This window comes from Sulfurimonas gotlandica GD1 (genome assembly GCF_000242915.1).
GTDB classification, from domain to species: Bacteria; Campylobacterota; Campylobacteria; order Campylobacterales; family Sulfurimonadaceae; genus Sulfurimonas; species Sulfurimonas gotlandica.
In genome coordinates this window covers 1,152,253-1,178,377 of record NZ_AFRZ01000001.1, presented here as the reverse complement: position 1 = coordinate 1,178,377, position 26,125 = coordinate 1,152,253, and the positions used below count along the sequence as shown (strand labels likewise).

Sequence of the window (26,125 nt, the reverse complement as noted above, 5' to 3'; positions counted from 1 at the left end):
TTAGTAACATAATGTATGCAAATATCTTTTATATGCTTAATTCTTGACTTATTAGACCTTTATAAAGCACTTAACTATGTAAAAATGGTACAATTAATTTTTGTGCCAACTTTGTGATAAAAATACAGATAAGGTTAACAGATTAATATAATTAAAACAATAAATAAACTACAAAGGAGAAGATGTGGATAAAACATTTAAAGAAGAATCAACATCTGTTAGTAGAAGAGAATTCTTCAAAAGAACAGCATCTGTTAGTGCTGTTGCTGCTGCAAGTATTTTAGCACCAGGTACACTACTCGCAGATGATCCAAATATTATGCATCATACTAAATGGGGAACTAGTTTAGGGGATGAGTGTAACTATAATCCTTATGGACTACCGTCAAAGTATGAGCATAACGTTGTTAGAAGAACGTCAGCATTAATGTCATCAGCTGGTGATATGCATGCTGCTATTTCTATGACACCATTACATGAGCAACAAGGTATTATTACTCCAAGTGGTTTACACTTTACTCGTACTCACAACGGTGTAGCTCATATTGATCCAAATAAGTTTAGACTTATGATTCACGGTCTTGTTGAAAAGCCTATAGTTCTTACTCTAGAGCAACTTAAAAGATATCCAAGCGAAACTAAAATTCTATTTTTGGAGTGTCCATCAAATGGTGCTGCTGAGTGGAAAGGTCCACAGTTTGGTTCTTTACAGTTTGTTAGAGGTATGATGAGTTGTTCAGAGTGGACAGGTGTTCGCTTAAGCGTAATCCTTGAAGACCTAGGTCTTAAGCCAACTGCTAAGTGGATGCTTGCAGAAGGTAGTGATGGTTCAGAGATGAGTAGAACACTGCCTGTTGAAAAAGTTCTTGATGATTGTATGCTAGTTTATGCACAAAATGGTGAAGCTTTACGTGATGAGCAGGGTTATCCTGTACGTTTAATGGCTCCGGGCTGGGAAGCTAACCTTTGTGTTAAGTGGTTAAAAAGATTAGAATTTGGTGATAAACCATGGTATGCAAAAGAAGAGACTTCTAAATATACTGCACTTACTGCAAGTGGTAAAGCTATTCAGCATTTCTACGCTCTTGAAACGAACTCGGTTATTACTTCACCATGTCCTGAAAAACCATGGACTGATCTTAAAGTCGGCGATTTAGTTGAAATAGAAGGTTTAGCATGGAGTGGACACGGTACTGTTAGAGGTGTTGATCTTAGTTTTGACGGTGGTAAAAACTGGATAGAGGCTTCTCTTAAAGGTTTGGTTCTTCCAAAAGCTTGGACGAGATTCTCTTACATGTATAAATATGAAGGTAAGCCATTATTACTTCAAAGTCGTTCTTATGATGACTCTGATAATGTTCAGCCTACAGTTAATCAAGAGAAGGCCGTAGTTGGTGTAGAGGGTGTTTACCATAGAAACGCTATTCACACATGGGCTGTTGATGCTAAAGGAGAAGTTACAAATGTTCAAATTAGATCGTAAATCAATATTAATAGGAGCATCGGTATTTGCTAGTTCAGCTCTTCTGCTTACTGGATGTCTGCCTTCATCGTCTAGTGCGAATGAAAAAGCTGCTGTAAAAACAGTAGCTACAGTAAGTGCTCCTAGCACGGTTGGACACTATGCAATCAAAAATAAGACCGCAATTGATGGTGGTGTTACTTATATTAGAGCAAATGGTGTAGAAACAGCATACGCTTATAATCAGCAAAGCACTAAAGGTGTTGGCTTTGGTAGACCAGCAACAGCTAATGAGATTAAAGCATGGGATGTTGATGCACTACCAGATGGTACAGGCTTACCTGAAGGTGAAGGTTCTGTAGAGCAAGGTGATGAGCTCTATGAAGCGCAATGTGCTTCATGTCATGGTGATTTTGGAGCTGGTGGTAAAGGGTATCCTCAACTAACTGGTGGAAATCAAGATAAAGATGAAAACGGAATTCTTATAACTCTTAAAAATCAGAGAGTTTATGGAAAAACAGATGCACCAAAAAGAACTGTCGGTACTTATTGGCCAAAAGCTACTACACTTTTCACATATATAAGAGATGCTATGCCGTATGCAACTCCTAAAAGCTTAAGTGCAGATGAGACTTATGCAATTACAGCTTACATACTAGCTCAAAATGGCATAAAAATTGATGGCGAAAAGATGGGTGATGATTATGTTTTAGATGCAGAAAAACTTGCAAAAGTAGTTCTTCCAAATAATAATGGTTTTTATCCAAATATAGATGGTCCTACAGGTCCAGAAGACGTAAGAGCATTTTTTGCTGATCGTGCTAAAAATATTGGTGCTGGTACTAGATGTATGACAGACTGTAAAGATCCTGGTGGCAAAGACGGTAAAACAGAAGCAGGTATTGAGAAAATCAAATATGAAATGTCAGATGTTGTACCACCTTACACAACAGTAAGAGACTTACCACCAGAAGTAGAAGATAAAACAATATCTAAAGCTGAAAAGATGTACAATCAGTCTTGTAAGCTTTGCCATGCAACTGACAATATGGGTGCTCCAGCTGTCGGAGACATAAATGCATGGAACAAAGTAAGAGAAAAAGGTTTTGAACAAGTTCTTCGTAACTCTATTAACGGTGTAGGCGGAATGCCTCCAAAAGGTGGAAATGAAGATTTATTACCATCAGATGTTAAAGAAATAGTTGATTTTATGATAGATTCAAGTAGAGAGCACTAGAGTAAATCTAGTTAAATTTTAAATTAAAGGAAAACAAAATGGATAGAAGAAAATTTTTAGGCGTAGGTCTTGCAGCTTTTGCTGCAATCGTTGCACCAGGTACAGACTTAAGAGCAGTGGACTTCAGAGCTACTATGCCAAAAGCATGGGAAGTAGAAAAAACAGTTGATGGAATCAAAGCACTTTACGGTAATGCTGGATTAAAGAAAAGTGATAAATTAAAATTTAAAGCTCCAAAATTAGCTGAAAACGGTGGATCAATTCCAATTACTGTTACATCATCTTTAGACCTAGAGTCGATAGCACTTTTTCAAGATGCAAACCCAAGATGTCTATCTTGTGTATTCTCTGTACCTAAAGGTGCAATCATAGAGTATGATTTCAGAATCAAAATGAGACAGACTGCTGTTGTTACAATAGTTGGTAAAGAGAGAGGAACAGGTACTTTATATACTGCTTCTAAAGAGATCGATGTATCTATTGGTGGCTGTGGAGGTTGATTTAATCCCTTCACCGCATAAGTTATAAATAAAAAATAAATAAAAAAGGTAATAAAATGGCAAAAATGAAAATCAAAGCAAAAGAAAAAGGCGGCGTTGTAAAAGTAAAAGCAATGTTCACAAGTTTAATGGCTGATAAAGAAGAATCAATTAAGAAAGGTATTAAGCCGGAATATATCAAATATATCGTTGCTAAAGTTAATGATGCAGTAGTATTTGAAGTATCAACTAGTGGTTTTATGTCTGAAAATCCACTTGTGAAGTTTAAGTTTAATGGAAAATCAGGTGATGAAATCACTTTCACTACAATCGACAACAATGAAAAGACCGAAACGGGCAGTGAAAAAATTAAATAAGGATACTTATGAAAATTAAAATAATTATTTTATTATCAATAGTGGCATTCGTTATCTCTATGCCATTTATTTTTAATAAAAGTGTAACAATCACTGATCCGCATAAGCTTGACGCAGATGATAACTTTATAGTTTATGAGTGGGTTGAACCACGTACTGGTACTAATAAAGAGTGGGACTATAACTTAAAGCCGGTACAAGTTAGTGATAGAGTATGGTGTTTCTTCGGTGCTATGGAAATGCCAACTAAAGAAAATGCCGGTGATATGTCAAACAGTTGTTATATTAAAGGTAAAGATAGTTGGATAGCATGGGATAGTGGTCCATCTTACATATTTGCTAAACAAGCTCATGCAGCTATGAAAAAAATTGCTGATCTTCCTGTTAAGACAGTTATTGTAAGTCATGAGCATGATGATCACTGGTTAGGTAATAATTACTATAAAGAGACACAGGGCGCTATTGTATATGGTCCAAAGTCTGTTAATGTTAACTATCTTGGTTATGATGAGCATACTGGCAAACCAAATGAAAATACTAGAGATGTACCACCTCAAACGAGAATGATTAGAGCCCTTTACCAAAATGCAATAAGAGGCACTAAGCTAGCTGCAGTTGATGAATCTTTTGATAAGACAACTGAGTTTACACTTCATGGTATTAAGATGGAGTATGTAAAAGTTGGTTATGCACACTCTGAAGAGGATTGGTTCTTATATCTTCCAGAAGATAAAGTTGTTCTTGTTGCTGATGTTGTAATGAATGGAAGGGTAACCTCAAATCGTGATGGTATTGTTGTAGGTCAGTTAAATGCACTTAAAGCTATTAAAGCTAGAGATTGGAACCACTTAGTTCCAGGGCATGGTTTTATTACAGATAAGACTGCTGATGATGAATCTATACAATACTTTACTCTTTTAAAAGATAGAGTTCTTGAAGGTATTGAGGAAGAGATTCATCCTGACTTTATTACAAAACATGTAACTCTTGAAGAGTTTAGAAATAAAGAGTTGTATTATCTTTTAAGCCCAGGTAATGTTTTTAGATCTTATGAAGAGCTAGAGATGTATGAAGGTGATGAAGAAGATGAAAAAGAAGAAGAAGAAGAAAAAGAATAATCTAAAATAAAGATTATTAAAACTCTTTTTTCAGCGAAGCAAAAAAATCACATAAATATATGTTGATTTTTTTGCATAAGCCAAAAAGTTACAAGCAAAATCAAATTTTTTTTATTTTTGTTGATAATAATATTCCAGATAGTGGAGTAGAAGATTTAAATAGATAAGGGTTTATATGTCAAAAGTTGGAAAAGTTCTAGAGCTATTTTATTCTACGAATGATGGCAGAATAAACACAACAGAATTAGCTCTTGATAGTAAGGGCGTTATAGAAGATAAGTATTACAATAAAAATATACAAAGATCAGTTCTGATAACTTCACAAGATAGTTATGTATTGGCTAAAAAGCATGGTATAGACGCACCATACAGCGCATTGGGCGAAAATATACTAATTGATTACAATCCATACTATTTAAAACCAGGTGCAAGAGTTATGATAGGTGAACTTGTATTAGAGATAAGCCAAAACTGCACTCTTTGCAATAGTCTTGCAAAGGTAGACCCAAAATTACCAAAAATACTCAAAGAAGATAGAGGAATTTTTGCAAAAGTGATTAGTGGTGCTACTATTAAAAAAGATGATGATATTTATCTTATAAATTAATAGTAAAAACTCATAGTTAAAAAAGGAAAATAAATGAAGTCAATTATAAAAGGTTTAGTTACAGCACTAATGCTAGTAACTGGAGTAGCTGCAAGCGCAGCACAAGATATACAGATATATACAGCTGATAACTCAAAAGGTAAAATTACTGGAGCTACAATACAAAAAGCATTTGCTGATTCAGGATTTTTAATTTCTGGAAACAATGATATGAATGTAGCATTTAAATCTAAGTTTCAAAAAACTAATCATAAAATGTATCATCTTTTTACTCTTTATAAAAAAGATTTGGTTTTAGAGTTAGTTAAAATTTCTCCAAAAGCTGCATTATTTGCACCGTTAAGTATGTCTATATACATGAAAAAAGATTCAAATGATATCTCTATCTCATCTATATCATTAGATGGTATGGCAAAAGTAACTGGTATACCTGCATCAAACAAACACATGATTGAATATTCAAATCTTGTAAGAGCAACTTTAGCTAAAGCTTTGCCAAATGGACACTTTGAAAAAACGTCATATAAAATAGGTACACCAAAGGGCGAACTAATAACTTCATTTACTGCTGAAATGGAAGCTCAAGGTGATGCTGTTGAAGATGAGCTAGAAGGTCTTCAGACTGAGCTGGAAGGTTCACTTGAAACTGCTGGATTTGTAATTGCAGGTTTCAACAAACTAGGTGATGAATTTGCTGAAGCTGGTTATAATAAATATGACTTTTTTGATGCATACTCAATTTGTAAACTACCGGTTATCTTTGAAGTTGCAAAAACTCACCCAGAAGCTGGTGCATTTGCTCCATGTACATTCTACATGTATAAAGAAAAAGGTGCTACAGAAGTACAAATGGCATATCCATCAGTATATAACTGGATAAGTTCTTTAGATATTGAGGATGAGCCATCTATTAAAGTACTAGAAGATGCTCAAAAAACTATGGTTAGAGTAGTTAAAGAAGTAACAGAGTAATTAAAATAATTAAAGTAGGATGTTCAAATGGCTATATCAAGAAGAGAAGCTTTAAAAATTTCAAGTTTGGCTGTTGCTGCAACAGCCATAAACGGATGTGCTACTTTAAGTGATCCAAAAGCAAATCAAGCACTTACGGTAAACTCAACTTACAAGGCCCCTATAGCAGATTCTAAAGGCCCTAGAGTTGTAGTTGTCGGAGGTGGTTGGTCTGGACTTTCTATAGCAAAATACACAAAAATATTCGCTCCAAATGCTGATGTTATTTTAGTTGAGCAAAGACATGAATTCATCTCTTGCCCAATGAGTAACTTATGGCTAGTAGATAAGATAAAGTTAGAGTATTTAACACATGATTATCTTCAAGCGGCAAGAGAAAATAACTATACATACTTTCATGCAACAGCAACTGGACTTGATAGAGAGAATCGTCTCTTACAAACTAGTGATGGTGATATTAGTTTTGATTACTTGATATTTGCACCTGGGATTGATTATGATTACTCACGCTGGACAAATGATATTGCATTTGAGACAAGACTTAGACAAGAGTACCCTGCTGGTTTTATACCTGGATCTGAACACATAAGTCTAAGAAACAAAGTCCTAAACTTTAAAGGCGGCAACTTCATTTTAACAGTTCCAAGTGGAAATTATAGATGTCTTCCTGCCCCGTATGAGAGAGCTTGTATAATCGCTGATTATTTCAAAGAAAAAAAACTAAAAGCAAAAGTTATATTATTAGATGAGAATAATGCTATTACTATTAAGAAAAAAGGATTTCAATCTGCCTTTGATGAACTTTATAGTGATTATATTGACTATCGACCTAATACAGTTATTAATAGTATTAACTTAGACAATAAAGTAGTTGAAACAGAGTTTGAAGAAATAAGTTTCGAAGAAGCTGCTTTTTATCCTCATGTTAGAGGTGCTAAAATTTTAGAAAGAGTTGGTATTGCCAAAGATGGGCAAAACAAACTAGAGGGAAATATAAATTCTTTAACATATGAAGTAAATGGTGAAAAAGACATATACGTTACTGGTGATTCTAGACCAATGGGTTTTTCTAAATCAGGAAACACTTCAAACTCTGAAGGGCACCATGTTGCTAAATTGATAGCACAAAAGATTAATAAAACAAAAGAAATAAAATGGTATCCACCAACAACGACTTGTTTTTCTATTGTTTCAATTGCCCCTGCGAGAGCAATATATGTTTATACTCAATATGCTTATAACAAAATAGATGAAACATTTGCTTTTGCATCTACAAGTAGTAGTGAAAACTGGAAGAAAGATGGAACTGTTAATGCAGATTCAGTTTTTGATTGGGCAAATGCATTATATGCAGATATGTTTAGTAAATAGTGCTTCTAAACGTATAAATTAAATAGTAATTTTTAAGGAAAGAAATGAATATATTAAAAAATATTTTAAGTATTATAGGTGGAATCATAATTGTAGGAATGCTTGTGGCATTTGTAAAGTTTGACTTAGCTGATAAAATGAGCAAAGCCTCAAAACTAGATCCTAAGGCTATGGGTGCATATATGACAATGTTTGATGCTGTACTTACTAGTGGTAAATCTGCAGATGCAATGGTAAGACGTGTAAAAATAAACTCGGATGTAAGTACGGAAGATGTTATTGAATCTATGAAGAGTATAGCTGGTGATGCAAATATGCTTCAAGTTGGTGATTCTAGAATGGCTGATGAATATGACCACGCAGGTAAAAGACAAAGATACATTAGAATACTTCACTATTGTGCTCCAAATATTGCTAAAACATTTATTGACTACTCAGTAGCATATGGTGCATTTATGCCTTGTAGAATTCTTATAGTTGAAGATGACAAAGGTGATCGATGGCTAGTTACAATGGCTATGGAACTTATGCTTTTTGGTGGACATACGCTGCCTCCTGAAATGATGAAAAAAGCTGAACATGTAAGAGATACAATGTATAAAATGATGGATTTAGGTGCTAAGGGCGATTTCTAGAACTTAAATTTAGAAGTAGATTTTTCACAAGGTTATCTTTTCTCGAAACCCTGTGAAGATAGACAATAAAGATTTTATTTATCTTTATTATCTATTGCACCCTTAGCAGTTTTTATTGCACTCCCTAGAGCAGTCTTAGCTACTCCCCAGGCTTGTTTACCCATTCTCTTAGCTTCTTGTGCCGCTTCAGATTTTAGAGCCGTATCTGCCTTCTTAACAGCTGTTTTTGCAAATGATGAGAATCTCTCTCTCATAACATCCGCAGTCTCTTTAGAAATATGTACCAACTCTTCTAAATCATAGTGCATATCTTTGTTGATATCAAGAAGTATTTTTCTTATCTCTTGTGTATTTTCACTGGCTTGAGTCTGAACAACTTGAGAGAAAAGAGTATCTGTTTGATTTAAATCTTCCATAATAGTATCATAGTCTTCAATCAGGATATGTTTCGCTTCTACAGGCATGTATGCTAATCTCTTTTTGAATCTATCAATAGAGCGTATAAGACCACTTCTCATACCATGAAGAGTTGCATTTAAGATATCGTCAGCTTTTGTCGGCGAGGCTTCTGCAATATCTACTGCTGAGTGTAGTATTGTTGATAATATTTTTCTTATTCTGATAGTATTTAAAGAACCCTCTTTTATAGCTTCAAAAGTTATATCTTTTATTACCTCTTGAGTTGTCTCTTTTATATCTCCATCAGTATCTTTCTCAAGAGCAGTAATGATTGCAGATTCAACCATTTCACTAAGAAAATCATACAAGTCTATAGATTGCAGTTTAACTTGATGAAGTTTAGATAGTGCTTCATTTTTACTTTCTAGTTGAGTTTCTATTGCATTAAAAACATTGTATTTTGACTGCTGAAGTTCTTCAGATTTTTTTTCTAAATTTCTCTCAATAAGCTCTTTTTGTGCTAAAAGAGATTCAACATCACTCTTTAGAGCAAGAGTTTCAATATCTAAGATAGTTGTGGCAATAGTTTTAATCTCGTGAAGATTTAAATCATTTATCTGGATATTTAAATCATCGCTTAAATGATTCATTATGTGTGCTACTCTCTTATCAACACTTTTAAATCTATGATTGTACGAGCTTGTCAAATCACTATTTAATTTCTCTAAATCCATTTTAAATCCTTTAGTTAAAGTACCATTTTGATATTTTGATGAGCCTTTAGGGCTTCATATATAAAGTTTCTGTCATCTTCATTATGGACAAGAAGATCGAGGTTCATGCTTACATACTTTCCAGCTTTAGAGTTATTAGAGTGAGTCAGCTTGTGCTCTCTCTCAAGAATAACATCATGGATAGCTTTCTCTAGTGCTTCTTTCTCACCGGCAATAAGTTTATATGCCCAAGAGCATGGGTAAGTAAGTTCAAGTTTCTCCGTTCTATCGTTTAAAATCTCCACTTTTACCTCCTGATTTTTCTTCTAGTTGCACGTTTCTTATAATCATGCCTTTATCTATTGCTTTAACCATATCGTAAATCGTTAAAAGACCTATACTTGTTCCAGTTAGGGCTTCCATCTCAACACCGGTTTGTCCTGTTAGTTTAGCTGTAACACTTAGTTTAAAACCTGGAAGTTCTGGTAACTCTTCTACATCACAGTTAATCCCGCTAAGATTTAATGGATGACACATAGGAATAAGATCACTAGTCTTTTTAACACCCATAATCGCAGCGATAACAGCAGTTTGAAGAACTGGACCTTTTTTAGTTTTTTCACTTACTATTGCATCGTAAGCATCTTGGCTCATTTCAATTATACCAGATGCAACTGCAACTCTTGTGGTTTGACTTTTGTCGGATACGTCGACCATTTTTGGTCTTTGATTTTCATCAAGGTGAGTTAGGTTCATTATAGTTCTTTTTATTTTTTGTATATTATAGCCAATAGGAGTTAAATATTGATTATATAAGTTTTAGGGCTTCTTCATACTCGTGTGGGTGGTTTAGATTTAGAAAAGGCTTTTCATCATCAAAATTTACGAAAGTAGTCTTTGATGATTTTAACAAAAAACCAAGTTTATGATTGTCATTTTCTAGCATCTTGGAAAATTCATTCTCAAGTGAACGGTGATAAATGCCGCACATAGGCTGAATGCCAAACTCTGTTTTAGCTATTGTCGCATCTATATCCTGCTTATCCGCATCTATAATTTTTTGTATTTCTTTTTGACCTACAAAAGGAGCATCTACACTGAGTGCAAAAAATGAGTCCTCTTTTAGCTCTTTATATATAGCAACAAATCCGGCAGTTGGAGCGAATGTTTGAGCAGTTTTTACGTCTTCAATAAATGAAGCTTCAAAATCAAACTTGCTTTTTTCTTTACATGAGATATATACGTTTTTAAAGATTTTTTTTAAGCGAGAGAGTTGAAATTCTGTGAGAGTGTTGAAACCGGCAAAAGGAAGAAGAGACTTATCTTCTCCCATTCTGCTGCTTTTGCCACCTGCAAAGACGACACATGGAATATTTAGCATTTACTTTTTAGTTAACTCAGCTTCGATACGTCTGTTTTGTGCACGACCTTCTTTTGTAGAATTGTCTGCAACAGGATTGCTTTCACCCATTCCTACTGAAGATAATCTATCAGCTGGTACACCTTTTTCAAGTAGCATGCTTTTAATAGCGTTAGCTCTTTTTTCAGATAACTTCTGGTTGTAGTTTGCACTTCCTTTGCTATCTGTATAACCGATAATTTTGGCACTGTATGAGCTGTAGTTATTTAAAAAATCTGCATATTTTTCAATGATATCATATGAGCTTGTGTTTACAACATCAGAGTTGTTTTCAAACTTAACATGAAGAGTTATTTTAGCAGGACATCCATCACTGTTTACAGCGTCACCAATTGGAGTGTTTGGACAGATATCTTTAGAGTTTAGAACACCATCTTTATCATCATCTCCGTCAATTTCACAACCCTTAGCATCAACAGTTTTTCCAACAGCAGTAGTTAAACATGCGTCCACAGAGTTTAAAACACCGTCATTGTCATCATCGCCATCGATGAAACAACCCTCATCATTAACTGTTTTGCCGGCAGCAGTTGCTGGGCACTTGTCAACAGAGTTTAAAACACCGTCTTTGTCATCATCACCATCAACCACTACGGCTGCAACAACAGGTGCAGGCTCTTCTTTAACTGGTGCCGCTTTTTGAGCTTTTTCCCCAAATGCAATATTTAGACCAGCTAGAACAGCTAAGTTATTGTCATATCTATTGTCATTATATTTAAGCATATAAAGTGCTTCTAGTTTTAAAGCAATCATGTCGTTAAAAGGAATTTTAGCACCAACTCCAGTATCTAAGAATACGCTATCGGCATTACCAGTCTGTCCAGTGTAGCTACCACCATCCATAGTCTCATATCCTATACCAGCTTTAGCAAGTGGAATTACAGATCCAATTTTTTTATACTCATAAACACCATTTAAAGCGACGCGCCATACATCAGTATCTGCATTACTTGGGAGTGTGTTAGTGCTGTAGTTTGCTTTAGAGTATAAAACAGAGAGCTCAGGCTTGATGATAGAATTAAGACCATTGTATTGAATCTCTGCACCAAAAGTTGCATAGTTATCCAAATCGATATTGCCCTCAGCTACGTTATAGCCGATTAGAGGAGTGATCTCGAAGTTGTAATCTGTAGCGATTGCTACATTACCTAGCAAAAGAGCTGGGATTAGTAGTAGTTTTTTCATGTTATTCCTTTATAGATATTGTTAAAATAATATCTGCATGTATCTTAATTAAACCATGCATCAAAAGATTAGTATTAATATAAATACTAATCTTTATCTCGGATCTGTGATATAACCAGTAATAGCAGAAATTGCAGCAACAGCAGAGTTTGCTAAATATACTTTTGAACTTCTAGAGCCCATGCGACCTACAAAGTTTCGATTTGTTGTAGAAACAGCAACCTCGTTATCTCCAAGTATTCCCATATATCCACCAAGACATGCTCCACAAGTTGGGTTTGAAACAACTCCACCTGCATCTATGATAATGTCCATATAGCCAAGTCTGTACGCTTCTTTTAGAATCTTTTGAGTTCCAGGTGTTACAATAAGACGAACATCCTCGTGAACTTTTTTACCGTCTAAAATTTCAGCAGCAGTCTTAAGATCACCTAAGCGACCATTTGTACAGCTCCCTATAAATGCCTGGTCTATTTTGATCTTATCTTTAACTGCTTGAGTGATTGAGTGACCATTTGATGGTAAGAACGGGTAAGCAATTACAGGTTCAAGCTCCGCAACATTTATATCTAAAACTTGAACATAAGCTGCATCCGCATCTGAGTAATGAATCTTAGGTTCGCGAGCTAAATCCTTATCTGCTAAGAACTCTTTTGTGATGTCATCATAAGCAACTATCCCACTCTTAGCACCTGCTTCTATAGCCATGTTACACATAGAAAATCTGTCATCCATGTTTAAATGCTCTATTGTGCTACCAGTAAATTCTAAAGTCTTATAAAGTGCACCGTCAACACCAATCATACGGATAATCTCCAAGATGATGTCTTTACCAGTAGTGTATTTGCCAGGTTTTCCACTTAGGTTTACTTTTATAGATTCAGGAACTTTAAACCAGTTCCCGCCACTAATCATTGCAAAGGCTAAGTCAGTTGAACCCATACCAGTTGAAAATGCACCTAGTGCACCGTGAGTACAAGTATGTGAATCTGCACCGATGATTACATCACCTGGAACAATAAGCCCTTTCTCCGGTAGAAGCGCATGTTCGATTCCCATATCTTTTTCATCAAAAAAGTTTTTTAGTTTATGTTTTTTTGCAAAGTCACGAGAAATTCTAGCTTGGTTAGCAGATGCTATATCTTTTGCAGGAATAAAGTGATCAAGAACAATAGAAAATCCATCTGGATTTGCAAGCTTCTCTGCTCCACTTAGATTAAAAGCACTGATAGATATTGGTGTAGTAATGTCATTTCCAATAACCATGTCTATGTTTGATCGGATGATTTCTCCAGCAAAAACTTCTCTTCCAACATGCTCTGAAAATATTTTCTCTGTTATAGTTTGAGCCATAATGAACCTTTATAATAAGTAATAATTTCGCGATTATACCATTTCTGATTTAAAATTGCAGTGAAACTAAGTTTATTGACGATTTAACACAACTTAAAACTATAATAATTTAGTACAATGTACTTAAATAATAGGCTAATGGTTATATTTAATGATTTATGATATTTTTTCTCCATCACGAGAACTAGAAAGTATAGTTAAGCAATACGTTATTGTAAATTCACTAGAGGGAGTAGAGAGTCTGCTCTTTCTTCCAAACGGATGTAACTTTATAGTTTTTAACAGGGGAATAGAGGGATATACAAAAATATATAAAGAAGATAATAAGTTTTCAATCCCTAAAAATTATTCAGTAAGTGTGAAAACTAATAAGGTTGAAAAATTCGTTTGTTGTAATGAGAATTTTTCAAAAGATATCACATTCCCAGTGATATTGGCAGAACTGACACCTATTGGTTACTATAAACTGTTCAATAAAGAGGCTTCTGGATTGAACAGTAGTTATGAAGAGTTAGAACCTGATACTATAGAGACATATTTTAAAAATCTATATTCTCATAATAGTATTAAAGAAGAGCTTGAGTATTTAAACACTTCTTTGAAGTCTATATATGATTCTCAGGATAGTCCGCATCTAACCCTTTATGATGTAATCGACAAAATAGTAAACTCATATCGTTTTGAAGTAACTGTAGAGAGTCTTACAAAAGAGTTTGGATGTAGTAGAAGTACTATGGAGAGACAATTTAAAAAAGTTGTCGGTTTAACTCCAAAGAATTTTATTTTTGTTTCCAAGTTCTGTAGAACAGTTTTGGCATACATAGAAGATGAGTGTACTTTTAAAGAATTAGAGTATCTTTATAGTGATAACTCTCATATGAACTCAGTATTTAAGAAGTTTTTAGGGGTAAGTCCAAGTGTTATACTAAATGAAGTTGCAAATAAAAAGATACAGATATATCAGATGCAAAAGCTTAAGGAAGTAGGCTGATGATAAGCTATGATGAGAAAAAACACTTAGTGTATAAAGCCATCTTTATAGTAGCTTCTGCTCTTATAGTATTATCTATTGTAAGAATTTTAGTGCTACATCACGATGCTCAAGATATTGCTCTAATATATGATCTCATTTTCAAAGAGATGTTTTTCTCAATTTCCTCTGCGGTGTTTATTATATTTATTTTATATCTTTCTATAAAAAAAGAGCTATATCAAGTAAATAATAAAGCAGTGACATATGCATTTAAAGATGCCCTGACAGGTCTGAATAACCGTCACTATTTGAATAATTTTTTAGAAAATTTTACATCTTTGCGTAAAGAAGATACTGATTTTGCTGTGGTCTTTATAGATATAGACAGATTTAAGCTTATCAATGATTCTCTTGGTCACTCAACTGGAGACTGTATATTAAAAAGTCTTGCTCTGAGTCTGCAGTCACTTATCAGACCAGGAGATACACTCTGTCGTTATGGCGGAGAAGAGTTTGTTATTATCTTTACAGAAATCTATAAACAAGATGTCTTACGTAAAGTAGAACAGATAAGAGAGAGCATAGAGAGAAGAACTTTTGAGTGCAAAGAGCAAAAGATTACGATTTCAGCCGGAATAAGTTTTGGTTTAAGAGACGATGACATAAATGAAGTAATGGAACACTCTGATAAAGCACTGTATATGGCTAAAGATGCAGGAAGAAACTGCGTTAAAGTATTTAACTTAACTCAGTGACTTCAAGCATAAAATTTTTAAGAGTTATATTTTAAAACTTTTTTCATATATTCTGTTGAACAGAAAAACATTGCTGCAAATACAGGGTTGATTTTTACGATGCCATCTTCAATATCTTCAAATATTTTAAACGTGAATCCTTCTCCATTCTCAGAATCATTGGGAGTTACAATAAACTCTAGTGGTGCAAGAGCTTTAACCATATTTAGGATTTTCTTCTTCTTTTTCTCACTATCACTCTCAAGTATATTAAAATCTTGATCTTCTGAGCTTTTATGTGAACGGATAACCTCTTCTAAAATGTCAAGTTTGTCTTTAAAAACTTTTTTATTCCATTTGATGGTTGCTTCTTTAGAATTAATCTGACAAGCGCTAAACATAAGGGCATTAGGCTTTTTTTCTTTCATAGCCTCAAGTAGTCCTAAAAGAAAGTTTGCTCCACCAATAGAAGACGCAAACCTTGTCATAAGCAAGTGAATTAATTCTTTTGTATCGTCACTATGTTTATTGAAATTACACATATTTTATTCCTATATTATATATTAAATTATTTTATAAATATAATTATAGCTTAAATAATCCATAAGTACAGATTGGTTTAAGCATATCGTAATAACAAAACTATTATCATGTCAAAAGTAAAAGAAGACAAATTTTGTCTTAATTAAAAATAATCCTATTTCATGAGGTAAAACATGCAAGTTTATTTAGACAATAATGCTACAACAATGGTAGATCCTTTAGTTGTAGAAACAATGCAACCATTCTTTAGTGAGCTGTATGGTAATCCTAACTCACTTCATAAGTTTGGAACAGCATCGCATCCTGCTTTAAGTAAAGCAATAGATCAAGTTTATACAGCACTAAATGCAAGTGATAAAGATGATATCGTATTCACATCATGTGCAACAGAGTCAAATAACTGGGTTCTTCAATCTGTATTTACAGACCTAGTTGTAAATGGAGATAAAAACCACATCGTAACTACTGAGGTTGAACATCCATCAATTCTTGCTACATGTAAATTTTTAGAAGATCAAGGTGCAAAAGTTACATATCTTCCGGTAAATGACCAAGGTATAGTAGAAGCACATACAGTTCGTAGTTTTATTACAGATAAAACAGCTTTAGTTACTGTAATGTGGGCTTCAAATGAGACAGGTATGGTTTTTCCTATTAAAGAGATTGGCGATATCTGTAAAGAAAAAGGTGTTCTTTTTCACTCAGATGCTGTTCAAGCCATTGGTAAAATACCTGTAGATTTACAAGCAGTAAATGTTGACTTCGTTTCAATGTCTGCTCATAAGTTCCATGGTCCAAAAGGTGTAGGGGCTCTTTATATTAAAGACTCTCAAAAACTTACTCCACTAATGCACGGTGGTGAGCACATGGGTGGTCGCCGTTCAGGTACACTGAACGTTCCTTATATTGTTGGTATGGGTAAAGCTATTGAGCTTGCCACTGCAAACATTGAAGAGACAGCTCGTAAGATTAGAGAAAAAAGAGATCGTTTAGAAGACTCTATCTTAGAGCTTAGCGATACTTTTGTAGTTGGTGATAGAGAAAATCGTACACCAAATACTATCCTTATATCTATTAAAGGTGTTGAGGGTGAAGGTATGCTTTGGGATTTGAACAATGGTCAAATCGGTGCATCTACAGGTTCAGCATGTGCAAGTGCAGATTTAGAAGCGAATACTGTTATGCTTGCAATCGGAGCAGATAGCGAATTAGCTCACACTGGAATCAGACTAAGCCTTAGTCGTTTTACAACAGATGCTGAGATTGATTATACTATTAGTCATTTTAAAAATGCGGTTGGAAGACTTAGAGCAATTTCTAGTTCATTCGCAATTCAGAAACCAACAGAAGGTGGAGAAGTTAAAGAATGCGAACTTCACCATCACTAAAAAATAAAAAATAGGAGAATATTATGGCAAAAGCAGATATGTTAGGAGCATCTTTATGGGATGCTTATTCAAATAAAGTAACAACGCTTATGAATAACCCTCAGCACCAAGGTGAGATTTTTGAGGCAGATGCAGAGGGACGCGGTAATAAGTTAATTGTTGCTGATTTCGGTGCAGAGTCTTGTGGTGATGCGGTTCGTTTATACTGGGAAATAGATCCTGCAAACGATAAGATTGTAAATTCAAAATTCAAATCTTTTGGCTGTGGTACAGCTATCGCATCTTCTGATGTAATGACTGAACTTTGTATTGGTAAAACAGTACAAGAAGCTGTAAAGATTACAAATATTGATGTTGAGATGGCTCTTCGTGATACTCCAGATGTTCCTGCAGTTCCACCTCAAAAAATGCACTGTTCAGTTATGGCTTACGATGTTATTAAAAAAGCGGCTGGTCTTTACATGGGCGTAGATGCTGAGAGTTTTGAAGAAGAGATCATTGTTTGTGAATGTGCTCGTGTTAGTCTGAATACTCTTAGAGAGGTTATTCGTCTTAATGATCTTAAAACTATTGAGCAGATTACTGACTATACAAAAGCCGGTGGATTCTGTAAAAGCTGTATCAAGCCTGGTGGTCACGAAGCTAGAGAGTGGTACTTAGTAGATATCTTAGCCGATACTCGTAAAGAGATGGATGAAGAGAAAATGAAAGCTGCTGCTGATGCAGGTGCATCTGGAGATTTCGCTAGTATGACTTTAGTTCAGCAGATAAAAGCAGTAGATGCTGTAATTGATGAGAGTGTTCGCCAGTTCCTAGTTATGGATGGTGGAGATATGGAAGTAATTGACATTAAAAAAGGTGATGAGTATATTGATATTTATATCCGTTACTTAGGTGCTTGTAATGGTTGTGCTTCTTCTTCAACAGGTACACTTTATGCAATCGAATCAACTCTTAAAGAGAAACTTTCTAAAAACATTCGCGTTCTACCTATTTAGTATTTGACACTCTTTATGGAGTGTTAAATAGATTACTTCTTTAAAATTCAGAAACATTACCAATAAAACAACATTCCTATGCTCAAAAAACAATAAAACTGATTACAATGCGCTATTAATATTAGGTACGCATATGAACCAAGCTATATATTCAAAAATAACAGATGCCTTAGTCGATGATGGATATATAGTAATAGAAAATGCTATAAGTAAAAATCTCTCACACCTGCTTTTACAAGATGCAAAAATAGAAAGTAACTTTAGAAGAGCAGGCATCTCAAACTTCCCTGCATTGCATATAGATACAAATAGAAGACGAGATAAGATTCATTGGTTAGATGATGATGGCTCGGTACGAAGTGAATTTTTAGCTTTTGCTGATGGACTTAAAGAGTATCTGAATAAGACACTTTTTTTAGTGTTGACATATTATGAAAGTCACTATGCTATATATAATACAGGAGATTTTTACGAGACTCACGTAGATGCTTTTAAAAACTCTGTAAATCGCGTTGTAACCACTGTTTATTACCTAAATGAAGGATGGAGAGAGGGAGATGGCGGAGAGTTGGTTATATATGATGAGCATAATAATTTTTTAAAAAAAGTGCCTCCTAAAGCAAATACTTTAGTTGTCTTTTTGAGTGAGAAGTTTCCACATGAAGTTTTACCAGCTATAAAAAAAAGATACTCTATAGCCGGCTGGTTCAGGGTAGATAAGGTAGCGTAATTACTCTTTACCGTTTATCATTGTAGAAATCAGACCTTTTTCGTCTCTATTATCAGCAATAATAACACCCGCGATGTGAAGAGGTACAAAGTACAGAATGATATTAAATACAAGCTCATGAATCTCTTTGATATCATGTGCTGTATCTTTTAACAATCCCAAATCTTGGTAGAAGTGAATCATAAAACCCGTAATACTCATAAAGATTAGAGTCGCATAAATAACATAATATGAAAGATGAACCATTTTTTTGTGCAGTGTTAAAGAGCTGAAACTCTCTCTTATGGATGTATCTTTAAAGTATAGAAATATCCTAAAAAGAATCAAAAACACAAGTGCATAACCTAGTATAATATGCCACTCCCACATGCCTGCACGAACAGCCTTTGCCAAAATCTTTGCCTGTTCAATGCTTATTTCTATATCCATGTCAAAGAGTTTGTTCATGAGTATCTCTGAGTTAGTTCTCCAACTCAAAAATGTCTTACGCAAGAACACAGTTGCCAACAGCCCTAAAACAACGATTGCATTTAGCCAGTGCCAGATGCGAAAAGATATTGAATATTTCATTTGAACTCCTTTGTATGCTATTATAGCGAAGATGAATTATATAAAGATAGATGACATAAACATACCGGAATTAGAGATTTATAAAAAGCTCAGAGATAATGCTTTTACAGAGGATAATAGTTTTATAGCTGATAGTCCAAAAGTTGTAAATATGCTTTTAGATAGTGAAATAGAAGTGAAAAGCATCTTGGCTACAAAAGAGTATTATAATGAATTTTCAGAGCTGATAAACTCAAAAAAAATAGAGAAACTTTTTCTTGTAGACAAAGATGAGATGCAGAATATTGTCGGTCATAAGATTCATCATAATTGCATGATGCATGGAACTCGTCCGGATGAAACATCGCTAGAAGCGCTAGGTGATAATATCTTGATGCTAGATGCCATAACATCAACAGAAAATGTAGGCTCTATTGCAAGAAGTGCTGCTGCTCTGGGAGTAGATTCTTATCTCCTCCCTCGCCAATCACCGCATCCTTATGGAAGACGGGCTTTGAGAGTATCTATGGGATATGTTAGCAAGCTGAAAGTACATATCTATGAAGATATATCTCAGACAATACAAGAGCTTAAAAAAGATGGATACAGGATATACGCAGCTGAGGTTACTCCAGATGCTACACTCTTATCACAGGTAAAATCTCCTCAAAAATGGGTTCTGCTTATGGGGCATGAAGGAAAAGGAATATCGCAAGAAGTTCTTGATATTTGTGATGAAGTTTTGAGTATAGAAATGGCTCCAGGGGTTAAGAGTTTTAATGTTAGTGTTGCAGCGTCTATTATGATGTACCAACTAAAACACACAATCTAACTTTTTAGAGACTTTTTTTCGTTACAATATACCCAATTAAATAAAAAGGATTGCAATGGAAAATGTATATTTAGGGCGCCAACCAATTCTTGACTCTAACGGTGATCTTGTTGCTTATGAGATTTTATATAGAGACAGTACTAAAGCCAGTCATATAAGTAATGACCGATTTGCCAGTGCGTCAGTTATAAGTAATATCTTAAATAAGTTTGGGACAAGCACGCTACTTGGAAATCGTAGAGCATTTGTTAAAGTTGATGAAAAATTTTTACTTCACGATATTATTTTTTCAATCCCAAAAGAGTTTTTTATATTTTCACTTTTTGAAGATGTGAAGATGAGTGAGAGAGTAGTTGAGAGACTGCAACAGCTTCATGCTAAAGACTATATTCTTGCTATAAATGATATTTCCTTAGATCCAGATAGTTTAAAAGAATATTCAAAAGTATATAAAGAACTCTCATACATAAAAATAAATGTAGATAAAGACATAGATCTTGAGATGAAAGATATGATCAGTGAGATGAAAGCTCACAACATCAAAGTAGTCGGTTCTAAAATAGAAGATAATACACACTATGAATTAGCAAAAGAGATTGGCTGTGAAATGTTTCAGGGCTACTTTTTTGCAAAACCTAACATTGTAGAAAATGCGAAGTATGAACCTTCTCAATTAAATGTACTAAAGCTTTATAACCTGCTGATAAATGACACCAATATAGATGAGATTACATCAGAGTTTGAGAATAACTATGAGATAACTGTACAGTTATTACGCTACATGAACTCTTGTGCATTTCACTTTAGAAACAGAATCTCTTCTATTCATCATATCTTGACATTAGTTGGAAGACAGCCACTTGCCCAATGGCTAATGTTGATGATTTACTCAAAATCAGTAAGCAGAACATCTAAGCATTCACCTCTCATGCTGATGGTAAAACATAGAACAGAGCTAATGGAAAATATCTTAAAATCTGTAAATCCTGATGTGAAAAGCAACGCTTTAGGGGAAGCATATTTTGTCGGTGTTTTATCACTTATAGATACTCTTTTCAGCGTTAAACTAGAAAGGGTATTGAAAGATTTAAATATCTCAGATGAAGTTACAAATGCCTTGCTAAAAGATGAGGGTTTATTGGGCGAGATATATGCTCTGATTAGAGATATAGAAGCCTTTGACACAAAGTCGGTACATATATTTACTTCAAAGTATAACTTAGGAACTCATCAAATAGAAGATGTTGTTCTTAAAAGTATGGAAGATGTGAATAGTTTTGAAGAAGCGATGACAGCTTAGAAGAATACAGCTATAATTGCATACTTAAAAACTAAAAGGTACAGTTATGGATGGCACTCAAAGAAAAAATATTAAACAAGGCAAAAGCGTAGCTATTGTCCTAAAACAAGACCAAGACACTGGACTCCTTACAGATGGTATCGTTCGCGATATTCTTACAAAATCTCCTTCTCACCCTCATGGCATCAAAGTACGTCTTATGAGCGGTGAAGTCGGTCGTGTGAAGGAAATATACTAATGAAATTCTCAAATCTACCTCTCTCAAAAGAGATGCTTCATAACCTAGAAGAAATAGGCTACAAAGAGATGACTCCCATCCAAGCTGAGGCACTTCCTCATATTCTTGATGGTAAAGATGTAATCGCTCAGGCAAAAACAGGAAGTGGAAAAACTGCCGCTTTTGGAATAGGACTTCTTACAAAACTACAAGTTAAAAAGTTTAGAGTTCAGTCTCTCATACTTTGTCCTACACGTGAGCTTGCGGATCAGGTTGCTAAAGAGCTTCGTATGCTAGCCCGTGCTACACACAATGTTAAGATTTTAACTCTTTGCGGCGGAGCTGCTTTTGGTCCACAGCTTGGTTCACTTAGTCATGGTGCACACATCATTGTAGGAACACCAGGGAGGATTTTAAAGCATCTAAAGAAGGCGACTCTATCTCTTGAGGACTTAGAGATGCTAGTTCTTGATGAAGCAGACAGAATGCTCGATATGGGATTTAGTGAAGAGATAAATGAAGTTTTATCGTTCACTAAAAAGAGAAAACAGACACTTCTCTTCTCGGCTACATATACGGATGAGATCATGGATATCAGTAAAAACCTTCAGCATGAAGCTGTTAGCGTGAAGACAACTTCTACAGAGACAGCAAACAACATAACTGAGAGATTTTACGAAGTAAATGACCATCAAAAACTAGACACTATTGTAAATATTCTGAGTAATTTCAAACCTGAAAATGTCATTATCTTTACAAATACAAAGATAGAAGCAAAAGAGTTAGCAGAAAATTTATTAAAGAAAAAGATAGATGCATTAGCTATTCACGGTGATCTTGAACAGTATGAGAGAAATGATGTCTTAGTTCAATTCGCCAACAGAAGTTGCCCTGTACTTATTGCTACAGATGTAGCAGCTCGCGGTTTAGACATTAAAGAAATGTCTATGGTAATCAATTATGATCTTCCTCATGGGGATGAGACTTACACTCATAGAATTGGTAGAACCGGACGTGCCGGTCAAGATGGTTTGGCATTTACACTCTTTAGTCAATATGAAGCTGACAAGGCTTATGAGTATAAAAACGAGACAAGGCTTTTTGAAGATGCAGGGGAACTTAAAACTGTTAACGGCTTTGAGATGAAACCTCAATATATAACACTTGTAATCGAAGGTGGGAAGAAAGATAAGGTGCGTGCAGGAGACCTTCTTGGCGCACTAACTGGAGATGCCGGACTTCAAGGCAGTTCTATTGGGAAGATAGATATCTATGAGCGCCAAAGTTATGTTGCTATAGAGGCTAAACTTATTGATGAGGCGCATAGGCAGCTAAAAAATGGAAAAATAAAAGGTAAGAAATTTTCTGTTTGGGTGCTTTAATGATTGAAGATAATATAAGTATAGCTCTGCTTCAAAGTGTAATAGATAGTCAAAAAGATCTGATTGTTATTTTTAAAGATGATGAGCCAATTCTAACAAACAAAAGTTTTAACAAATTTTTTGCTATATCTTCTTGTGAAAGTTATCTACGCGAGTATGGAGCCTTCGTTGATAACTTTGTTCCTCATCCATTATATTTTTATAAAGAGAAGATTTCTGCAGGCGAAAAATGGTTTGATTCGATTTTAAAACTTCCAGAGATTGATCGTGTTGTGAGCATGATGACACCAAGCTTTGAACCTCATGCTTTTTCTGTAGAGCTTAAGCAAATCACTTCTGAGTATACTATAGCTACACTCAATGACATTACGCAGAGTTTGATAAAGCGGATTATGATTGAGAACAATGCAAATATGGATGTTAAAAGTGGAGCTTATGCAAAAGATTATTTTTTACACATAGCTAGAAGCTACCAAGATGCGGCACAGTTTAATGAAAAAATCATAGGAGCAATCCTAATAACTTTAGAAGATGATTCGCAAGAACTTACTCTTTGCAATTCAGTTAATCACTTTAAAAATAGTACACGTCAAGATGATATGTTAATTCGTTGGCAAGATAACAGTTTTTTACTTATTTATCTTGTGGACAGTGAGGAAAATGCTCAGAAGATGATGTACAAATTAAAAAATAAGAATTATTCACTTGAGTTATATATTCAAAAAAAGGATGAGAGTATAAAAGCTCTTATAAAGCGTATTGGAAAGTAAGCTCAAATATCTTAATCACTATCCAGATGCTGTAAAACTTCAAGTCAGAGAGCTTATAAAACAAGATAAGCTCTCTGCACACCTTCTAAAAAAGTATCCATACGGACATGATAAGAAGAGTGATAAAACACTTTTCTCTTATGTGAATGATTTAAAAAATGAACATCTAAAAAAAGCATCTCCGCTTAGTAAAGTTGTTTATGACGGAAAAATAAATGTTATTCACAATGCTCTTGGAACTCATCACTTTGTCTCACGAGTGCAGGGCGGAAAGTTAAAAGCCAAAAATGAAATACGTGTAGCATCTATGTTTAAGAGTGTACCAGAAGAGTTTTTAGAGATGATAGTAGTGCATGAGTTAGCGCACTTTAAAGAAAAAGAGCACAACAAAGCTTTTTATAAACTATGTGAATATATGCAGCCATCATATCATCAAGCAGAGTTTGATTTGAGACTATATCTTACTCATATAGATTTGAGAGGTAAGCTTGAAGAGTGGACTTAGTCTAGCTCCGCCATCTTTTGCTCATACTCTTCGTTGATTTCATCTAACTTAGTTTGAACAACTTCAAGTTCTTCAAACATCTCTTCTACAGATGCTTCTTCATCTGAGACAAGTTTAGAAAGCTCCATAAGTTTAGCACTCTCACCAGAGTTTGAAACCTCTATGAGATCTTTATGATGAACTTCTAAAAGCTCTTCGGTCTTCATGATTTTACTCTCTAAGTTTTCAACTTTTTTCTTTAGAGCGGATGTAACTTTATTTCTCTCTCTAACCATCTCAGCTTTAAGTTTTTTATTTTCTTTTTGGTTACCCTTTGGAGCAGCTTTTACTTTCTCAACTTGCTCCTCTTCTTCCCAGCCAATTTTTTCTAAGAAATCATCATATCCGCCGTCAAAATATTCAGCTCCGTCTTTCGCAAAAATGATGAGCCTATCACAAACTCTACGAAGCAGTTCTTCGGAGTGAGTTACGATGATGACCGAGCCTTTGAAGCTTTGTATAGCAATAGTAAGTGCTTCTATAGAATCCATATCAAGATGATTTGTAGGCTCATCAAGAAAAAGAAGATTTACATTGCGAGCTAAAATCTGCCCTAGCATTACACGACTTTTTTCTCCACCTGAGAGAAGAGAGATCTTCTTCTTAGCTGCATCTCCGCTAAACATCATACCGCCACAGATGCTCCTAACCTGTGCTTCTGAGAGTGTAGAATTTCCTACATATATCTCATCCATAACAGTGTTTTTATCACTAAGGTGTGCAATATTTGTCTGACCAAAGTGAGCAAAAGAAGTTGATGTATGAAAGTCAACCTTGCCGCTTAGTTGCTTTAGCTCACCTGCTATAGTATTTAGAAGTGTTGATTTACCCTTACCATTTTTACCGATAATCCCAAGACATTCACCTTTTTCAAGTGTAAATGATATCTTCTCAAAAAGGATGTTCTCAGGTGTATAACCAAAGCTCAAATCTTTAACATCAAGTAAAATCTTTGCTGGTGTATCTTTGAAGTTAAAATCAAATTTTAGAGAGTTGTCAAAGCCTAAGTCTTCAAGTATATCCATCTTTTCCAACTGTTTTACTTTTGACTGAGCAAGAGCTGCTGTAGATGCACGGGCTTTATTTCTAGCGATGAACTCTTCAAGCTCTTTTACTTTTTTATCTTGTGAGATTTTTTGTTTTGTGTGAAGCTCATCATTTGCGTTAAGTTGTTCGTAAAACTTGTGAGTATCTCCTGCAATAATCTCTATTTTTTTGCGAACAAGTCCCATAGTATGTGTTGTAACACTATCCATAAAATCTCTGTTGTGAGTTATCAGAATTACTTCACCCTCAAAATTACGAAGAAAACTCTTTAACCATCTAAGAGAGACGATGTCAAGGTAGTTTGTAGGCTCATCTAAAAGTAGCAGATTTGGCTCGGTTACTAAAAGTTTTGCAAGATTTATACGTATCTGATAACCACCTGAAAAGGACAGAGGGTCTTTTTCAAGGTCTTCTTGAACAAATCCCAAACCAAAAAGAATCTTTTCAACTCTATACACATCATACTTCATTTCTTCTTCAAGTGCTAAAGCTGCTTCTTCTCTAAGAGTTGATTGGCTAAATGTAAGATGCTGTTTTAGAGTACCTATCTTATAGCCCTTAGGAATGACAACATCACCGCTGTCAGGACTTTCCTCACCGAGAATAAGTTTAAAAAGAGTAGATTTCCCACTACCGTTTCTACCGACAAGACCGATGCGGTTTCCAGCATTTAGTTTAAAGTTTAGGTTTGAAAAAAGTTCTTGAGAAGAAAAGCTTTTAGAAATGTTTGTTAGTTGTATCATGATGCTCTTTTGGTTTGTATTTCTTGTTCGCAATTATAGCAAGTCTA

29 protein-coding genes are annotated in these 26,125 nt (G+C 34.7%); 20 read left to right on the top strand and 9 right to left on the bottom strand.

Features of this window, described 5'->3' with window-relative positions; genetic code table 11:
• The first annotated feature begins 184 nt into the window (after nucleotides 1-184).
• The 9 genes from soxC to SMGD1_RS05790 all read left to right on the top strand — a co-directional run bounded on the left by soxC (nucleotide 185) and on the right by SMGD1_RS05790 (nucleotide 8,258).
• Nucleotides 185-1,483: a sulfite dehydrogenase gene (gene soxC / locus SMGD1_RS05830; RefSeq protein WP_008335942.1), complete on the top strand. Its 1,299-nt coding sequence runs from the start codon at nucleotides 185-187 to the stop codon at nucleotides 1,481-1,483.
• A complete protein-coding gene (locus SMGD1_RS05825; protein ID WP_008336018.1) occupies nucleotides 1,464-2,699 on the top strand; it encodes a c-type cytochrome in 1,236 nt (411 codons plus the stop codon). Before soxC ends, SMGD1_RS05825 begins: the two co-directional genes overlap by 20 nt.
• 38 nt (nucleotides 2,700-2,737) lie before the next feature.
• Nucleotides 2,738-3,199, top strand: a complete 462-nt coding sequence (locus SMGD1_RS05820) for a thiosulfate oxidation carrier protein SoxY (RefSeq protein WP_008337011.1) — start codon at nucleotides 2,738-2,740, stop codon at nucleotides 3,197-3,199.
• A gap of 56 nt (nucleotides 3,200-3,255) precedes the next feature.
• Nucleotides 3,256-3,555 (top strand): thiosulfate oxidation carrier complex protein SoxZ, encoded by a 300-nt coding sequence (gene soxZ / locus SMGD1_RS05815; protein ID WP_008336790.1) that lies wholly within the window; start codon nucleotides 3,256-3,258, stop codon nucleotides 3,553-3,555.
• Nucleotides 3,556-3,563: 8 nt separating this feature from the next.
• Nucleotides 3,564-4,673, top strand: coding sequence for an MBL fold metallo-hydrolase (locus SMGD1_RS05810; RefSeq protein WP_008335060.1), 1,110 nt, complete (start codon nucleotides 3,564-3,566; stop codon nucleotides 4,671-4,673).
• 175 nt (nucleotides 4,674-4,848) lie between these two features.
• Nucleotides 4,849-5,280, top strand: a complete 432-nt coding sequence (locus tag SMGD1_RS05805) for an MOSC domain-containing protein (protein WP_008335279.1) — start codon at nucleotides 4,849-4,851, stop codon at nucleotides 5,278-5,280.
• A gap of 33 nt (nucleotides 5,281-5,313) precedes the next feature.
• Nucleotides 5,314-6,252 (top strand): DUF302 domain-containing protein, encoded by a 939-nt coding sequence (locus SMGD1_RS05800; RefSeq protein WP_008336103.1) that lies wholly within the window; start codon nucleotides 5,314-5,316, stop codon nucleotides 6,250-6,252.
• A gap of 27 nt (nucleotides 6,253-6,279) precedes the next feature.
• On the top strand, nucleotides 6,280-7,623 hold the full coding sequence (locus SMGD1_RS05795) for an FAD-dependent oxidoreductase (RefSeq protein WP_008335848.1): 1,344 nt from the start codon (nucleotides 6,280-6,282) through the stop codon (nucleotides 7,621-7,623).
• 44 nt (nucleotides 7,624-7,667) lie between these two features.
• Nucleotides 7,668-8,258: a DUF302 domain-containing protein gene (locus SMGD1_RS05790; protein ID WP_008335888.1), complete on the top strand. Its 591-nt coding sequence runs from the start codon at nucleotides 7,668-7,670 to the stop codon at nucleotides 8,256-8,258.
• Nucleotides 8,259-8,332: 74 nt separating this feature from the next.
• On the opposite strand, the gene SMGD1_RS05785 is transcribed toward SMGD1_RS05790, so the two are convergent.
• From SMGD1_RS05785 to SMGD1_RS05760, 6 genes are all read right to left on the bottom strand, one after another.
• Nucleotides 8,333-9,391 carry a DUF6781 family protein gene (locus tag SMGD1_RS05785; protein ID WP_008335943.1) on the bottom strand — a complete coding sequence of 353 codons (1,059 nt, stop codon included), beginning with the start codon at nucleotides 9,389-9,391 and terminating at the stop codon, nucleotides 8,333-8,335.
• Nucleotides 9,392-9,405: 14 nt separating this feature from the next.
• A complete protein-coding gene (locus tag SMGD1_RS05780) occupies nucleotides 9,406-9,675 on the bottom strand; it encodes an HP0495 family protein (RefSeq protein ID WP_008336026.1) in 270 nt (89 codons plus the stop codon).
• Nucleotides 9,656-10,126, bottom strand: coding sequence for a cyclic pyranopterin monophosphate synthase MoaC (moaC, locus tag SMGD1_RS05775; protein ID WP_008335051.1), 471 nt, complete (start codon nucleotides 10,124-10,126; stop codon nucleotides 9,656-9,658). Before moaC ends, SMGD1_RS05780 begins: the two co-directional genes overlap by 20 nt.
• A gap of 52 nt (nucleotides 10,127-10,178) precedes the next feature.
• On the bottom strand, nucleotides 10,179-10,751 hold the full coding sequence (mobA, locus tag SMGD1_RS05770) for a molybdenum cofactor guanylyltransferase MobA (protein ID WP_008340888.1): 573 nt from the start codon (nucleotides 10,749-10,751) through the stop codon (nucleotides 10,179-10,181).
• Nucleotides 10,752-11,975, bottom strand: coding sequence for an OmpA family protein (locus SMGD1_RS05765; RefSeq protein WP_008335777.1), 1,224 nt, complete (start codon nucleotides 11,973-11,975; stop codon nucleotides 10,752-10,754).
• 93 nt (nucleotides 11,976-12,068) lie between these two features.
• On the bottom strand, nucleotides 12,069-13,328 hold the full coding sequence (locus SMGD1_RS05760) for a 3-isopropylmalate dehydratase large subunit (protein WP_008335555.1): 1,260 nt from the start codon (nucleotides 13,326-13,328) through the stop codon (nucleotides 12,069-12,071).
• 151 nt (nucleotides 13,329-13,479) lie between these two features.
• Between SMGD1_RS05760 and SMGD1_RS05755 the strand changes: the two genes are divergently transcribed.
• Complete coding sequence (locus SMGD1_RS05755; RefSeq protein WP_008340887.1) at nucleotides 13,480-14,319, top strand: helix-turn-helix domain-containing protein; 840 nt, start codon at nucleotides 13,480-13,482, stop codon at nucleotides 14,317-14,319.
• A complete protein-coding gene (locus tag SMGD1_RS05750; protein ID WP_008336569.1) occupies nucleotides 14,319-15,056 on the top strand; it encodes a GGDEF domain-containing protein in 738 nt (245 codons plus the stop codon). The genes SMGD1_RS05755 and SMGD1_RS05750 overlap by 1 nt, the downstream gene beginning before the upstream one ends.
• Before the next feature lie 17 nt (nucleotides 15,057-15,073).
• Here SMGD1_RS05750 and SMGD1_RS05745 read toward each other — a convergent pair whose 3' ends face one another.
• Entirely contained in the window at nucleotides 15,074-15,577 is a 504-nt protein-coding gene (locus tag SMGD1_RS05745; RefSeq protein WP_008336278.1) for a hypothetical protein, read from the bottom strand.
• Between the two features lie 174 nt (nucleotides 15,578-15,751).
• Between SMGD1_RS05745 and SMGD1_RS05740 the strand changes: the two genes are divergently transcribed.
• The 3 genes from SMGD1_RS05740 (at nucleotide 15,752) to SMGD1_RS05730 (ending at nucleotide 18,694) form a co-directional block, all read left to right on the top strand.
• Nucleotides 15,752-16,966, top strand: coding sequence for a NifS family cysteine desulfurase (locus SMGD1_RS05740; RefSeq protein WP_008335220.1), 1,215 nt, complete (start codon nucleotides 15,752-15,754; stop codon nucleotides 16,964-16,966).
• A 23-nt stretch (nucleotides 16,967-16,989) separates the two neighbouring features.
• Nucleotides 16,990-17,964 (top strand): iron-sulfur cluster assembly scaffold protein NifU, encoded by a 975-nt coding sequence (locus SMGD1_RS05735; RefSeq protein WP_008336467.1) that lies wholly within the window; start codon nucleotides 16,990-16,992, stop codon nucleotides 17,962-17,964.
• Between the two features lie 133 nt (nucleotides 17,965-18,097).
• Complete coding sequence (locus SMGD1_RS05730) at nucleotides 18,098-18,694, top strand: 2OG-Fe(II) oxygenase (RefSeq protein WP_008335899.1); 597 nt, start codon at nucleotides 18,098-18,100, stop codon at nucleotides 18,692-18,694.
• Here SMGD1_RS05730 and SMGD1_RS05725 read toward each other — a convergent pair whose 3' ends face one another.
• The gene (locus SMGD1_RS05725; RefSeq protein ID WP_008340884.1) at nucleotides 18,695-19,264 is read right to left on the bottom strand and encodes a cytochrome b/b6 domain-containing protein; all 570 of its coding nucleotides are present in this window, start codon (nucleotides 19,262-19,264) and stop codon (nucleotides 18,695-18,697) included. It lies immediately after the preceding gene.
• 31 nt (nucleotides 19,265-19,295) lie between these two features.
• Between SMGD1_RS05725 and SMGD1_RS05720 the strand changes: the two genes are divergently transcribed.
• The 6 genes from SMGD1_RS05720 to SMGD1_RS05695 are packed head-to-tail and all read left to right on the top strand — an operon-like array spanning nucleotide 19,296 to nucleotide 24,249.
• On the top strand, nucleotides 19,296-20,075 hold the full coding sequence (locus SMGD1_RS05720; RefSeq protein WP_008335776.1) for a TrmH family RNA methyltransferase: 780 nt from the start codon (nucleotides 19,296-19,298) through the stop codon (nucleotides 20,073-20,075).
• A gap of 55 nt (nucleotides 20,076-20,130) precedes the next feature.
• Nucleotides 20,131-21,375, top strand: coding sequence for an EAL and HDOD domain-containing protein (locus tag SMGD1_RS05715; RefSeq protein WP_008335644.1), 1,245 nt, complete (start codon nucleotides 20,131-20,133; stop codon nucleotides 21,373-21,375).
• A 46-nt stretch (nucleotides 21,376-21,421) separates the two neighbouring features.
• Nucleotides 21,422-21,613 (top strand): YwbE family protein, encoded by a 192-nt coding sequence (locus SMGD1_RS05710; RefSeq protein WP_008336819.1) that lies wholly within the window; start codon nucleotides 21,422-21,424, stop codon nucleotides 21,611-21,613.
• Entirely contained in the window at nucleotides 21,613-22,974 is a 1,362-nt protein-coding gene (gene dbpA, locus SMGD1_RS05705) for an ATP-dependent RNA helicase DbpA (RefSeq protein WP_008337037.1), read from the top strand. The genes SMGD1_RS05710 and dbpA overlap by 1 nt, the downstream gene beginning before the upstream one ends.
• Nucleotides 22,974-23,744 (top strand): hypothetical protein, encoded by a 771-nt coding sequence (locus SMGD1_RS05700; protein WP_039919847.1) that lies wholly within the window; start codon nucleotides 22,974-22,976, stop codon nucleotides 23,742-23,744. The genes dbpA and SMGD1_RS05700 overlap by 1 nt, the downstream gene beginning before the upstream one ends.
• Nucleotides 23,734-24,249 (top strand): M48 metallopeptidase family protein, encoded by a 516-nt coding sequence (locus tag SMGD1_RS05695; protein WP_008335357.1) that lies wholly within the window; start codon nucleotides 23,734-23,736, stop codon nucleotides 24,247-24,249. Before SMGD1_RS05700 ends, SMGD1_RS05695 begins: the two co-directional genes overlap by 11 nt.
• Here the strand turns inward: SMGD1_RS05695 and SMGD1_RS05690 are convergent.
• The gene (locus tag SMGD1_RS05690) at nucleotides 24,246-26,078 is read right to left on the bottom strand and encodes an ATP-binding cassette domain-containing protein (protein ID WP_008335448.1); all 1,833 of its coding nucleotides are present in this window, start codon (nucleotides 26,076-26,078) and stop codon (nucleotides 24,246-24,248) included. The genes SMGD1_RS05695 and SMGD1_RS05690 overlap by 4 nt on opposite strands.
• Between the last annotated feature and the right edge of the window lie 47 nt (nucleotides 26,079-26,125).